Genomic DNA, 12,495 nt, shown 5'->3' on the forward strand with positions numbered 1-12,495 from the left:
GCGAGCGGCGCGGCAGCGTCCGACGCGGGATGGCCATCGGGCGCGGCGCTGTTGAACGCGCTTGCCGCGCCGGCCGATGAGCCGGCCTGCTGCGTCCCGTCGGCCGTCTGCGCGCCGTGCGGTGCGTCGTCGCTGCAGGCGGCGGCGAACATCGCGGCACAAAGGGCAAGGGCGGTGGCAACGCGGCGCATCGTATCTCTCCAATGACGGCTGATCCGGAACGTCTGTGAGTATGCCGATTCGATGAGGCGTTTCGGTGAAACGTTTGCGATTATGTCGCAATCGGCGAACGTATTCCGTGGGAAGGCGCGCATGTTGACCTGCGCGCAGGCCGCTTCACGGCCCGCGCAGCGTACGAACCACGAGCCGCAAGCGGGTGACGAAGCCGCCTTCGCGTCAGCGGCGCGGCGTGCGGCGGCGCTCTTCTCTGCGCAGCCAGTCGAGCCACGTGCGGATCGCCGCTTCCTTCGGATGGTCGGGACGCCAGACGACATAGTGTGCGTACACATCGGTCACGCGGATCGCCGCCACGCGCACGAGCGTGCCCGCCGCGCAGCGCGCTGGCGACAGAGGGGCTTTGACGTGTGGCGCGGGCGCGGTGAGATGCGTCGCGGCGTGCGTCTGTCCCGTTCAACCTGATCGACCCGCGCGCCTTTGCTACCCGTTCGGCCAACTGGAGGGACTTGCCGATTCCCGCGACAATGGTGGTCACTCAATGGAGGCCATTATGCAAGTTGCAAACCTTCACGAAGCCGCGCTCGATCTGCAGCGGCTTCTCGATGCCGCGATCGCCGGCGAACGCGTCGTGATCACGCAGGACGGCAAGCAGTCGGTCCGGCTCGTGCCGCTCGAGCCCATCCATCGGTTCGGCGCCCTCAAGGGACAGATATGGATTGCCGACGACTTCGATGCGCCGCTTTCCGCTGAAGAGCTGGCAGAGTTCGAAGGGAAATAATGCGGTTGCTGGTCGATACGCACATCTTTCTGTGGATGCGGGCGATGATCCGAAACTGAGCGTTCGCGCGCGCAGGCTGATCACCGCCGCCGATGCCGTGTTCGTCAGCAGTGCGAGCATCTGGGAGATGGCGATCAAAGCCGGGAAGGGAAAGCTGGACGTCGACGTGGATCTGCTCGTCGATGAGATCAAGGCGAGCAAGTACCGCGAGCTACCGGTCCGGGCCACGCACGGCGCTGCCGTGCGCCATCTGCCTCATCATCATGGCGACCCGTTCGACCGGTTGCTCGTCGCGCAGGCGTGGTGCGAACCGTTGCTGCTCGTCACGGCCGACAGCCACCTCGCGCAATATGGCGAGTCCCGAATCCTGACAGTCTGAAACAGTTTCGGGATCGAAATCCTACGCTGCCGCGACAGCCGGCGTGGACGCTTCCAGCGCCGCATGAAGCTCGACCAGCTTCGCCCGTAGCGCGTCGCTCGCGGGCACGAACGGCAGCCGCAATCCATCCTCGCACCAGCCCTGCGTGGCCAGCAGCGCCTTCACGGGCGCCGGATTCGGCTCCGCGAACAGTGCCGCGACGAGCGGCTGCAGCGCGACCGCGAGCCGCCGCGCGTCGGCGAGCCGCCCGTCGCGCAGCAGCGCGTGGATGCGCACGTGCCACTCGGGCAACAGGTGCGCGCTGCTCGCGATCGTGCCGTGCGCGCCCGCGCACAGCGCGGCGAAGTTCTGGTTGTCGTCGCCGGACAGGATCGCGAGCGGCGTCTCGTGCACGAGCCTTGTCATCCGGTCGAGGGTGCCGCCGCACTCCTTGACGCCCGCGACGCGCGGATCGCGCGCGAGCGCCTGTAGCGTGTCGAATTCGACGTTCACGCCGGTGCGATACGGAATGTTGTAGACGAGCACCGGCAGGTCGGCGGCTTCGACGATTGCCTCGACGTGCCGCCGGATGCCGTCCTGCGTCGGCCGCACGTAGACGGGCGGCGTGACGAGCAGCCCGTCGGCGCGCAGCGCGGCGAGCTCGCGCGCGCGGGTCGCGGCGAAATGCGTTGCGCTCGCGGTCAGCCCGACGACGATCGGGTGGTCCGGTGCGGCGTCGCGGAGCGTCGCGAACACGGCGTCCTGTTCGCGTGCGTCGAGCAGCGCGCCTTCGCCGGTCGTCGCGCCCGCGACGAAGCCGGCGATACCGGCGCCCGCGTAGCGGCGCGCGAGCCGCGCGAGCGCCGCGTGGTCGACTTCACCGTGGTGAAACGGCGTGATGATCGGCAGCCAGATACCTTCGAAACGTGATTGCATGCAGAGCCTCTTGGTGAAAACGGATATGGGAGATAACCGTTCCGCCGGCGCGGGAGCCGGAGCGAGGCGTGCAAGCGAGGAGAAAGAAACGACCTGCGGGCATCCCGTCCGGCATTCGCCTGACGGGACGCGACATCCCCGTCAGTCGAGGTGTCGTTTTTTCAGTTTCAGCCCGGCCGCGCGTGCACCTGCTGCGATGGCAGCGAGGATCGAATGCGGGCACAGGACATCGGACATGGATGAACCGAAAAGTGGGCTGAGCGGTGATCTTAGCATCAGATCGGGCGCGTGCGTGAGCGGCTGGCGCCGTTTAGCAGGATTCATGCTTTGCATTCCACGACTGATTGGATGGCGCGGAGCGGCCCGCCGCTAGAATGCCCGCTTACGTTTCGATGACGGTGCGTGCGCGCACCGTCACGCATCAACCACTGGAAGCGGGGCATTCAACGATGGGATACACGAACGGAATCGGCGGCCGGCTGTTCAAGGGCGTCGCGGCGGCGGTGCTGGTCGTTGCGACGGCGGCCGCGCACGCGGACACGTCGCTGTTGAACGTGTCGTACGACGTGACGCGCGAGCTGTACAAGGACATCAACGCGGGCTTCGCCGCTTCGTACAGGCAGAAGACCGGCGAGACGGTCGCGATCAGGCAATCGCACGGCGCGTCGAGCGCGCAGGCGCTGTCGGTGCTGCAAGGCCTGCAGGCCGACGTCGTGACGATGAACCAGCCGAACGACATCGACCTGCTCGCCGAGCGCGGCCAGTTGCTGCCGAAGGACTGGCGCGCGCGCTTCCCCGACAACAGCTCGCCGTACTCTACGACGATGGTGTTCCTCGTGCGCAAGGGCAACCCGAAGGGGGTCAAGGACTGGAGCGATCTCGCGAAGCCGGGCGTGCAGGTGATCATCGCGAACCCGAAGACGTCGGGCAATGGCCGCTACGCGTATCTCGCCGCGTGGGGCTATCAGAAGCAGAAGGGCGCGACCGACCAGCAGGCGCTCGACTTCGAGAAGGCGATCTTCCGCAATGTGCCGGTGCTCGATTCGGGCGGCCGGGGCGCGACGACGACGTTCACGCAGCGCGGCATCGGCGACGTGCTCGTCACGTTCGAGAACGAGGTCGCGCTGATGGACACAGGCGCGTCGGGCGCGCAGTTCGACGCGGTGTATCCGTCGGCGAGCATCCTCGCGGAGCCGCCCGTCGCGGTCGTCGACAAGGTGGTCGACAAGAAGGGCACGCGCAAGGTCGCGCAGGCCTATCTCGACTACCTGTACACGCCGGAAGCCCAGGAGATCATTGCGCAGCATCACCTGCGTCCGCGCGATCCGAACGTGCTGAAGAAGCACGCGGCGGAGTTCAGGCCGCTGAAGACGTTCAGCGTCGAACAGGTGTTCGGCAACTGGGCGAACGCGCAGAAGACCCACTTCGCGGACGGCGGCACGTTCGACCGGGTGATCGTCGACCGGCAGTGACGGCGGTTTGATGCTGTATGGTGCGGCACGGTGCGCGGCGGGCGGCGCGCACGCCCCGGCCCGAGCGCCGCTGCCGCGATGCGTCACGTCACGGTTTTCCGTTGATCGAAGTCAGGTATCGGGCCAGGTCGTCGATTGCGTCCGGCGGCAGCGGCGCGCCATACACCGCGCGCATCTTCACGACCTCCGCCTTCCACTCGTCGAACGACAGCGGCGGCTGGCGAGTCACCATGCCAACCGAATGGCAGAGCAGGCAGTGCAGGTCCGCGAGGTCGGCGCCCGGGCCGGGCGGAAACTTGCGCACATCGCCGGGCAGCTCGACCTGGAGCGTTGCAGTCGGCGGCGCAGCGCGCGCCGACGTGCTCAACGCGCACGTCATCGCTGCGAGCAGGAGGGCGGCAGTCGTCTTCGTCATGTTCGGCTCCTCAAGCGATGAACACGTTCGTCGTTTCGACCACGTTGCGCATGTAGCCGGCCGGGTTCCAGTTCGGCGTGTCGGGCTGCTCGACACCGTCGGAGTTGACCGCTTTCACCTGCAGCATCGCCCGTCCCGCTTGCCGTGGTGTGAACTGCGCTTCCCAGCGACGGAAGCTGTATTTGCCGTAGTCCTTTCCGAGCCGCGCCACCGTCCACGATGCGCCGCCGTCTGCCGAGAACAGCACCTTGCGCACGCCCGTGTCGCCGCCGAACGCGATGCCGCGGACCGTCTGCGCGCGGTCCCGCGCGACCACCGCGCCGTCGGCGACGCTGGTGATGAACGAGCGCGGCACCATCCGGCCGATCGGCACGGTCGCGAAGCCGGCCTGCCCGGGCGCAACGCTCGCGTGCGGCGTGTCGGGAATCCGGTAGGCCTTCGCCATCCAGAAGTTGTCGTCCTGGCGGTCGATGACTTCGATGTCGTGCAGCATCTTCACCCAGTACGTCGAATACCAGCCGGGCACGACGAGGCGCACCGGGAAACCGTTGAGCAGCGGCAGCGGCTGCCCGTTCATCGCGAACGCGACCATCACTTCACCGTCGCGCGCGCGATCGACGTCTAGCGCCTTGATGTAGGCCGGTGTCGAGGGCAGCACACCCGAATCGAGGCCGTTGAAGCGAACCTGGACTGCGCCCGCCTTCACGCCCGCCCGGTCGAGGATGTCCTTGAGCCGCACGCCGGTCCAGCGTGCGTTGCCCATTGCGCCGTTGCCCCACTCGCCGCCGGCCACACGCGACTTGAAGAAGCCGCGTGAGTTGCCGGCGCACTGATTGACGGCGGCGACTTCGACATGCGGGAAGCCGCGCGCGAGATCGTGCAGGCTCAGTTCCAGCGGCCGGTCGACGTGCCCGCGCACGGCGAGCCGGAACGCGCCGGCGTCGATTCGCGTCGGGATGCCGGCCAGATGCCAGCGCACGAAGAACCGGTCGTTCGGCGTGAACACGCCGTCGTCGAAGACGGAGAACGGCGTTTCGAGCAGCGGCGGGCGCGTGCGCACGAGCAGCATCTCGCCCTTCTGCGGAAACGCACGCGTCAGCTCGCGCAGCCCGTTCTCGAATGGCATCGAGACTGCGTCGGCGGCGTGCGCGATGCGGAACCAGCCGCTGCCGGCGGCCAGCATGCCGCCTGCCGCGACAGCCTGCATCAGGTGACGGCGTTGAGGATCGTGTGGGGCGGCCATGGCGACTCCCGGGTTAGCCGATCTGTCGGTGGGTAGCGCAACCGTTCGCCCGGCACGGAGCACGGGATCATGCGGGCCGGGGTTGAATTCATATTAGGCGCTATTCGGCGCCATCCCGCGCAATATCCGGTCCTGCCCGCGCCACGCAATTCCGCTCGAGCGACCCGCGTGCTACGCTCATCGCCTTCCCGCTTCCAGCTTCCGGCGCCGCGCGATGAACGTCGATCCTTCCTCCGCAACTCCCCGCGGCCGCGGCCGCAAGATCTGGTCGGGCACGCAACACGTGATCGCGTACGGGATGCCGTCACTCGGGTGGCGCGATTTCTATCACCGCGCACTCACGATGAGCTGGCCCGTGTTCTTCCTGTCGCTCGCGGTGCTGTTCCTGCTCCTCAACGGCTGCTTCGCGACGCTGTACATGCTAGGCCATGCGCCGATCGCGAACCAGTCGCCGGCCGGGTTCGGCGGCGCGTTCTTCTTCAGCGTCGAGACGCTCGCGACCGTCGGCTACGGCGACATGCATCCGCAGACCGTCTACGCTCACCTCGTCGCGACACTCGAGATCTTCATCGGGATGTCGGGGATCGCGCTGGCCACCGGGCTCGTGTTTGCCCGTTTCTCGCGGCCGCGCGCGAAGGTCCTGTTCGCGCGCTACGCGATCGTGCGGCCGCTGAACGGCCGGATGACGCTGATGGTGCGGGTCGCGAACGCGCGCCAGAACGTGATCGCCGAAGCGCGCGCGAAGCTGCGTCTGATGCGTGTCGAAGGTACGCCCGAGGGCTACACGCTGCGCAAGATCCATGACCTGCCGCTCGTGCGCAGCGAGCATCCGATCTTCCTGCTCGGCTGGAACCTGATGCACGTGATCGACGAGTCGAGCCCGCTCGCCGGCGAGACGGCCGAATCGCTCGCGGCGCGCGACGCGTTGCTGATGATCACGATCGAAGGCTCGGACGAGACGACCGCGCAGGTGATGCAGGCGCGTCATTCATGGGAGCACGGCGAGATCCGCTGGTTCCAACGCTATGTCGACCTGATGTACGAAGAGGGCGGTATCACGCACATCGACTACACGCGTTTTCACGAGATCGTGCCGGTCGACGCCGACACCGCGGGCGGCATGCCCGGTGCGACCGTCGTGTCTGCCGCAGGGCACGCGGCAGGCCCGGGCGCGCCGACCGTATAGCGCGGGTTCGGGTCCGGACGGCCGCCGCCCGACGGCGGGCAGCGACGCGTCGCAGGCGCGGCGGGATCCTCGACGCGCAGCGGGCAAGATGCGCGTCAGGGATGCAGCAGCCGCGCCGCTTCGCGCTGCTCGATTGCGATCGCGCGACGGAAGCCGTCGCGGTCTTCCGCGCGCTCGACGTAGTCGCCGAGCACGCCTTCGTGCGGCAGCAGATGTGCGTCGAACGCGATCTTCAGCGTGCTCGCGAGCAACAGGTCGGCCGCGGTGAAATGCTCGCCGACGAGCCACGGACTGTGGGCGAGCGTCTGCGCAAGCGCACGCTGCACCCGCGTGATGTTGCCCCAGCCGAACGCGACCGGGTTGCCTGACGCGCCGGTGAATTTCTCCGCCATCGCCGGTTCGAGGCAGGTCGGCGTGAAGAACATCCATTGCAGGAAGCGGCCGCGCTGCGGGTCGTCGGGCGCGACGCCGAGCTGCGCGTCCTGGAAGCGGTCGGCGAGATACAGCAGCACCGCGCCGGATTCGGCGAACGGCGTGCTGCCGTCGTCGAGCGCGGGCAGCTTCGCCATCGGATTGACCTGGATGAACGCGTCGCTGCCCTGCTCGTGCGAGCGCAGGTCGATCGGCACCAGCTCGTAGGCCGCGCCGATTTCCTCGAGCATCCACAACGCCCGGAACGCCCGGGTCTTCGGCCAGTAGTAGAGCTTCATCGCGCCTCCGCGAGTTGGTGTCGGTGGTTGGTCTAGCGTACCCGAGCCGTGGAGGTTCGGACAGGGGCGACCGGCGACGGGCGGCTGGTGAGTGGCGAGGTGGGCCGGTAAGCCGCGAGCGTCCGGATGTCGCTGGCCAACCGTCGAGCCGACCGACGCGATCATCGCGACGCAGCGGTTGAACCGACGCGGACACGAAGATGATGGAATAACTAGTCATGAATTAACTAGTTAAAATGCTGTGCATTCTCATGGTGAGGGTATTGCCCGCGGTCGAATACATCGGGCTGCGAGGCCCGCGCCCGGCCGGTGCATGGGGATGAGCGAAGGGATTCGATCGACGCGCTAGCGGCCGGTCACGCTGGCACATGCGTTGTGGATATTCCGCCCCCAAAACGACTCGAAGCCCTGTGAATTTCACAGGTGAGTACGGGCCCCTGATCGAATGCGTCGCCGATTCCGACGTGGATAACCACCCGCCACAGCCACTCGAAATCCTGTGCATTTTAACGGTGAGGGTGAGCGGCAGATTGAACGGGGCGCTGGTTTCGATGTGGATAACCACCTTCCACGGCGACTCGAAACACTGTGGATTTCAACGGTGAGCACGAGCGCCTGATCGAAGAGGCGCTGATTCCGATGTGGATAAGCGCCCGCCGCGGCGACTCGAAACACTGTGGATTTCAACGGTGAGCATGAGCGCCTGATCGACCACGTTGCGCCGCGTTTCCGATGTGGATATTCCCGTCTCCGGGGAACTCAAAACCCTGTGCATTATAAAGGTGAGCGCCAGCGCCCCAACTCGGCCAAGCCCGCGTCGCGCGGCGCACGAGCGGCTGCCGCTCTGCCGCGACCTGCTGTCCCCACAACCCGCGGCTTCGCCGGCGAACCGCACACCCGTCACCCCCCCTCATCAATCCCCCGTCGATCCGCCGCCGGTCCCCCATGCGCGAGAACTCACTCAAATCCCGGACAAATGCTGGGTAGTTTTTCTCGCTGCGGGGCCGTCTGCGCAAGATGAGGAAAAACATTCTCCGTTCTGCGCGAAAAAATAGAGCCATTCCGCTGCCACCGGCCGATGCGTCTCCCGACGCGCCGCCGCGGCAGCCAAGAACAGCAGAAACCTGCACAAATCAGGAGACGTCCCCATGACCGCCCGCCTGCCCATCGACGGCACGCCCGCCCTATCCGATTACCGTCTGACCGACAACCTGACCGCGACGCGCGGCCGGATCTTCCTGACCGGCACGCAGGCGCTGGTGCGCCTGCTGCTGATGCAGCGCGCGGCCGACGCCGCGCAGGGCCTGAACACCGCCGGCTTCGTCAGCGGCTACCGCGGCTCGCCGCTCGGCATGGTCGACCAGCAGCTGTGGAAGGCGAAGAAACTGCTCGACGCAGGTGGCGTGCGCTTCCTGCCCGCGATCAACGAGGAACTCGGCGGCACCGCGGTGCTCGGCACGCAGCGCGTCGAGGCCGATCCGGAGCGCACCGTCGATGGCGTCTATGCGATGTGGTACGGCAAAGGCCCGGGCGTCGATCGCGCGGGCGATGCGCTGAAGCACGGCAACGCGTACGGTTCGTCGCCGCACGGCGGCGTGCTGGTGGTCGCGGGGGACGATCACGGCTGCGTATCGTCGTCGATGCCGCACCAGAGCGATTTCGCGATGATCGCGTGGCACATGCCGGTCGTGAATCCGTCGAACATCGCCGACATGCTCGAATTCGGGCTGTACGGCTGGGCACTGTCGCGCTACTCGGGCGCGTGGGTCGGGTTCAAGGCAATCTCGGAGACGGTCGAATCCGGTTCGACTGTCGATCTCGATGCGCTGCAGACGCAGTGGCCCGCACCGGCCGGCTACACGCCGCCGGCGGGCGGCCTGCACAACCGCTGGCCCGACCTGCCGAGCCTGACGATCGAGGCACGGCTCGCGGCGAAGCTCGACGCAGTGCGCCACTTCGCGCGCACCAACAGCATCGACAAGTGGATCGCGCCCGCCGCGCACGCGAACGTCGGCATCGTCACCTGCGGCAAGGCGCACCTCGACCTGATGGAGGCGCTGCGCCGGCTCGACCTGACCGTCGCCGATCTCGAAGCGGCCGGCGTGCGGATCTACAAGGTCGGCCTGTCGTACCCGCTCGAGATGACGCGCATCGAGACCTTCGTCGACGGTCTCGCCGAAGTGCTCGTGATCGAAGAGAAGGGCCCGGTGATCGAGCAGCAGATCAAGGACTACCTGTACAACCGCACCGAAGGCGCGCGCCCGCGCGTGCTCGGCAAGCATGATGCCGAAGGCGCTTGCCTGCTGTCCGAACTCGGCGAACTGCGCCCGTCGCGGATCCTGCCGGTGTTCGCCACCTGGCTCGCGCGTCACAAGCCCGCGCTCGACCGGCGCGAGCGCGTCGTCGATCTCGTCGCGCCGCAGATCCTGTCGAACGAGGCGGACGCGGTGAAACGCACGCCGTATTTCTGCTCGGGCTGCCCGCACAACACGTCGACGAAGGTGCCGGAAGGCTCGATCGCGCAGGCCGGCATCGGCTGCCACTTCATGGCGTCGTGGATGGAGCGCGACACGACCGGGCTGATCCAGATGGGCGGCGAGGGTGTCGACTGGGCCGCGCACGCGATGTTCACGAACACGAAGCACGTGTTCCAGAACCTCGGCGACGGCACCTACTTCCACTCGGGGATCCTCGCGATCCGCCAGGCGGTCGCCGCGAAGGCGAACATCACATACAAGATTCTCTACAACGACGCGGTCGCGATGACGGGGGGGCAGCCGGTCGACGGCAGCATCTCGGTGCCGCAGATCGCGCGGCAGGTCGAGGCTGAGGGCGTGTCGCGCTTCGTCGTCGTGTCCGACGAGCCGGAGAAGTACGACGGCCATCACGGGCTGTTCCCGAAGGGCACGACGTTCCATCACCGCAGCGAGCTGGATACGGTGCAGCGCGAGTTGCGCGAGACGCCGGGCGTCACCGTGCTGATCTACGACCAGACCTGCGCGGCCGAGAAGCGCCGCCGCCGCAAGAAAGGCGAATTCCCCGACCCGGACAAGCGCCTGTTCATCAACGATGCCGTATGCGAAGGCTGTGGCGACTGCGGCGTGCAGTCGAACTGCCTGTCGGTCGAGCCGCTCGAGACGCCGCTCGGCCGCAAGCGCCGCATCGACCAGTCGTCGTGCAACAAGGATTTCTCGTGCGTGAACGGCTTCTGCCCGAGCTTCGTGACGGTCGAAGGCGCGGCGCTGAAGAAGGCCGCGGGCGCGGCGTTCGACGAGGCGGCGCTCGCCGCGCGCGTCGACGCGTTGCCGATGCCGGCAACGCATCTCGACGCGGCGCCGTTCGACATGCTCGTGACGGGTGTCGGCGGCACGGGTGTCGTGACGGTCGGCGCGCTGATCAGCATGGCCGCGCACCTCGAAGGCAAGAGCGCGTCGGTGCTCGACTTCATGGGCTTCGCGCAGAAGGGCGGCTCGGTGCTGTCGTTCGTGCGGATCGCGTCGAGCGACAAGTGGCTGAACCAGGTGCGCATCGACACCCAGCAGGCGGACGTGCTGCTCGCGTGCGACATGGTCGTCGGCGCGAGCGCGGAAGCGCTGCAGACGGTGCGTCACGAGCGTTCGCGGATCGTCGTCAACACGCACCGGATCCCGAACGCGTCGTTCGTGCAGAACCCCGACGCGAACCTGCATGCGGACGCGCTGCTCGAGAAGATGCACCACGCAGCCGGCGACGGCTACCTGTCGAGCTGCGACGCGCAGGCGCTCGCCGCGAAGTTCCTCGGCGATTCGATCGGCGCGAACATCCTGATGCTCGGCTACGCGTGGCAGCTCGGCCTCGTGCCGGTGTCGCTCGCCGCGATGATGCGCGCGATCGAGCTGAACAACGTCGCAGTGCCGATGAACAAGCTCGCGTTCTCGATCGGCCGGATGGCGGCCGGCGACGCGGCGGGCCTCGATGCGTTGTGGAACGCGCGCCATACGGTGACGGCGCCGGTCGCGCTCGAGACGGTCAGCGAGCTGATCACCGATCGCGAAGCGCGCCTCGATGCGTACGGCGGCGCGCGCTACGTCGAGCGCTATCGCACGCTCGTGAATGCCGCGCGCGCGAAGGGCGACGAGGCGCTGACCCGCGCGGTTGCGACGACCTTCTATCGCCTGCTCGCGGTGAAGGACGAATACGAAGTCGCGCGCCTCTATGCGGACGGCGCGTTCCGCACGGCGCTCGAAGCGCAGTTCGAAGGCGTGCCGGGGCAGGACTATCGCGTGAAGTTCAACCTCGCGCCGCCGACGGTCGCGAAGGCAGGCCGTGATGGCAGCGTGCCGAAGAAGCGTGTGTTCGGCCAGTGGATGTGGCCGGTGCTCGGCATGCTCGCGCGCGTGCGCAGCCTGCGCGGCACGGCGCTCGATCCGTTCGGTCGCACCGTCGAGCGCCGGATGGAGCGCGCGCTCGCCGACGACTACGAGACGACGCTGACCCGCGCGCTCGCCGCGACGACGGCCGATAACGCCGCGCGCGTCACGCAACTCGCCGACCTGCACGCACGCGTGCGCGGTTTCGGTCACGTGAAGCTGCGCAATCTCGCAGGCGTGAAGCGGGCCGAGCGCGAACTCGCGCTGCAGCTCGGCTTCGACGCGGCGACGAGTGCGGCGGTGCAGCACGCGCTCGATGAGGTGAAGGGGGCGGGGATGCTGAAGGGGATTCCGGTCGTCGTCGCGAAGTAATCAGACGATTCCCTTCTTGCGCGTCGACAGCGCTGTTTCCGACAGGTCGATCTCGCGGATCAGCTTCGTCAGCGTCTCGTCGGAGATCTGGTGATCGCTGCGCATCCGGTACAGCATCGAGCGCTCCGCGCGCACCGCTGCAATCTTCATCTGCAATTCCATCGCTTCGGCCTGCTTTGCGTCGGCGCGCGGCGCGGGGCCGCCGTCCGACAGGGCCGCGAGGCGGCGGCGGTACAGGTCCATCACGCGCGCGGAGACGTCCGCGCAACGAGCGGAGCCCGATTCGTCGAGATCGGCCCCGATCGCATTGTGCGTCGCGTCGATCGCGCGAATGGCCGCCTGCGCGGCGGCCGCGCGCGCGGCGCGCTCTTCCTCGGCCAGCGCGTTGCGCGTCGAGCGCACGCCGCGCAGCAGCAGCGGCAGCCCGATCACGGCAAAGATCAGCGAACCGAGGATCACCGCCGACCCGACGAAGAGCGCCGTGGCGCGGCCCGGAAGA

General features: G+C 67.6%; 10 protein-coding genes and 3 pseudogenes. 5 read left to right on the top strand and 8 right to left on the bottom strand.

Features of this window, described 5'->3' with window-relative positions; genetic code table 11:
- Both G3N94_RS35715 and G3N94_RS35720 read right to left on the bottom strand, forming a co-directional pair.
- Window positions 1–191 (bottom strand): hypothetical protein (locus G3N94_RS35715; protein WP_205798823.1); only part of this gene is annotated, 191 nt, incomplete at its 3' end.
- Between the two features lie 205 nt (window positions 192–396).
- A pseudogene (locus G3N94_RS35720) lies at window positions 397–552 on the bottom strand (LysR family transcriptional regulator); the annotation flags it as partial.
- Window positions 553–727: 175 nt separating this feature from the next.
- Here G3N94_RS35720 and G3N94_RS35725 point away from each other — a divergent pair.
- Window positions 728–955, top strand: coding sequence for a type II toxin-antitoxin system prevent-host-death family antitoxin (locus tag G3N94_RS35725; protein ID WP_205798825.1), 228 nt, complete (start codon window positions 728–730; stop codon window positions 953–955).
- Window positions 955–1,334: pseudogene (locus G3N94_RS35730) on the top strand (type II toxin-antitoxin system VapC family toxin). Before G3N94_RS35725 ends, G3N94_RS35730 begins: the two are co-directional and overlap by 1 nt.
- 21 nt (window positions 1,335–1,355) lie before the next feature.
- On the opposite strand, the gene dapA reads toward G3N94_RS35730, so the two are convergent.
- Window positions 1,356–2,249, bottom strand: coding sequence for a 4-hydroxy-tetrahydrodipicolinate synthase (dapA, locus tag G3N94_RS35735; RefSeq protein WP_205798827.1), 894 nt, complete (start codon window positions 2,247–2,249; stop codon window positions 1,356–1,358).
- A gap of 141 nt (window positions 2,250–2,390) precedes the next feature.
- The gene (locus tag G3N94_RS35740) at window positions 2,391–2,573 is read right to left on the bottom strand and encodes a hypothetical protein (RefSeq protein WP_205798829.1); all 183 of its coding nucleotides are present in this window, start codon (window positions 2,571–2,573) and stop codon (window positions 2,391–2,393) included.
- Window positions 2,574–2,698: 125 nt separating this feature from the next.
- Here G3N94_RS35740 and G3N94_RS35745 point away from each other — a divergent pair, with 125 nt between their 5' ends.
- Window positions 2,699–3,721 (top strand): sulfate ABC transporter substrate-binding protein, encoded by a 1,023-nt coding sequence (locus G3N94_RS35745; RefSeq protein WP_205798838.1) that lies wholly within the window; start codon window positions 2,699–2,701, stop codon window positions 3,719–3,721.
- A gap of 88 nt (window positions 3,722–3,809) precedes the next feature.
- On the opposite strand, the gene G3N94_RS35750 is transcribed toward G3N94_RS35745, so the two are convergent.
- On the bottom strand, window positions 3,810–4,136 hold the full coding sequence (locus tag G3N94_RS35750; RefSeq protein WP_205798830.1) for a cytochrome c: 327 nt from the start codon (window positions 4,134–4,136) through the stop codon (window positions 3,810–3,812).
- A gap of 10 nt (window positions 4,137–4,146) precedes the next feature.
- Window positions 4,147–5,379 carry a molybdopterin-dependent oxidoreductase gene (locus G3N94_RS35755; protein ID WP_241022260.1) on the bottom strand — a complete coding sequence of 411 codons (1,233 nt, stop codon included), beginning with the start codon at window positions 5,377–5,379 and terminating at the stop codon, window positions 4,147–4,149.
- A 214-nt stretch (window positions 5,380–5,593) separates the two neighbouring features.
- Here G3N94_RS35755 and G3N94_RS35760 point away from each other — a divergent pair, with 214 nt between their 5' ends.
- Window positions 5,594–6,565 (top strand): ion channel, encoded by a 972-nt coding sequence (locus G3N94_RS35760; RefSeq protein ID WP_205798832.1) that lies wholly within the window; start codon window positions 5,594–5,596, stop codon window positions 6,563–6,565.
- A 95-nt stretch (window positions 6,566–6,660) separates the two neighbouring features.
- Here the strand turns inward: G3N94_RS35760 and G3N94_RS35765 are convergent, their stop codons facing one another.
- On the bottom strand, window positions 6,661–7,275 hold the full coding sequence (locus G3N94_RS35765) for a glutathione S-transferase family protein (RefSeq protein WP_205798834.1): 615 nt from the start codon (window positions 7,273–7,275) through the stop codon (window positions 6,661–6,663).
- Between the two features lie 1,148 nt (window positions 7,276–8,423).
- Here G3N94_RS35765 and G3N94_RS35770 point away from each other — a divergent pair.
- Entirely contained in the window at window positions 8,424–11,996 is a 3,573-nt protein-coding gene (locus G3N94_RS35770; RefSeq protein WP_205798836.1) for an indolepyruvate ferredoxin oxidoreductase family protein, read from the top strand.
- Here G3N94_RS35770 and G3N94_RS35775 read toward each other — a convergent pair.
- Window positions 11,997–12,495, bottom strand: a pseudogene (locus G3N94_RS35775) (Na+/H+ antiporter); the annotation flags it as partial.

Source organism: Burkholderia sp. Ac-20353, from assembly GCF_017104785.1.
Lineage (GTDB): Bacteria > Pseudomonadota > Gammaproteobacteria > Burkholderiales > Burkholderiaceae > Burkholderia.

Coding starts and splice junctions, on each gene's coding strand:
- dapA (WP_205798827.1), bottom strand. CDS start 2,249: ATGCAATCACGTTTCGAAGGTATCTGGCTGCCGATCATCACGCCGTTT.
- G3N94_RS35740 (WP_205798829.1), bottom strand. CDS start 2,573: ATGAATCCTGCTAAACGGCGCCAGCCGCTCACGCACGCGCCCGATCTG.
- G3N94_RS35750 (WP_205798830.1), bottom strand. CDS start 4,136: ATGACGAAGACGACTGCCGCCCTCCTGCTCGCAGCGATGACGTGCGCG.
- G3N94_RS35770 (WP_205798836.1), top strand. CDS start 8,424: ATGACCGCCCGCCTGCCCATCGACGGCACGCCCGCCCTATCCGATTAC.
- G3N94_RS35755 (WP_241022260.1), bottom strand. CDS start 5,379: ATGGCCGCCCCACACGATCCTCAACGCCGTCACCTGATGCAGGCTGTC.
- G3N94_RS35745 (WP_205798838.1), top strand. CDS start 2,699: ATGGGATACACGAACGGAATCGGCGGCCGGCTGTTCAAGGGCGTCGCG.
- G3N94_RS35760 (WP_205798832.1), top strand. CDS start 5,594: ATGAACGTCGATCCTTCCTCCGCAACTCCCCGCGGCCGCGGCCGCAAG.
- G3N94_RS35765 (WP_205798834.1), bottom strand. CDS start 7,275: ATGAAGCTCTACTACTGGCCGAAGACCCGGGCGTTCCGGGCGTTGTGG.
- G3N94_RS35725 (WP_205798825.1), top strand. CDS start 728: ATGCAAGTTGCAAACCTTCACGAAGCCGCGCTCGATCTGCAGCGGCTT.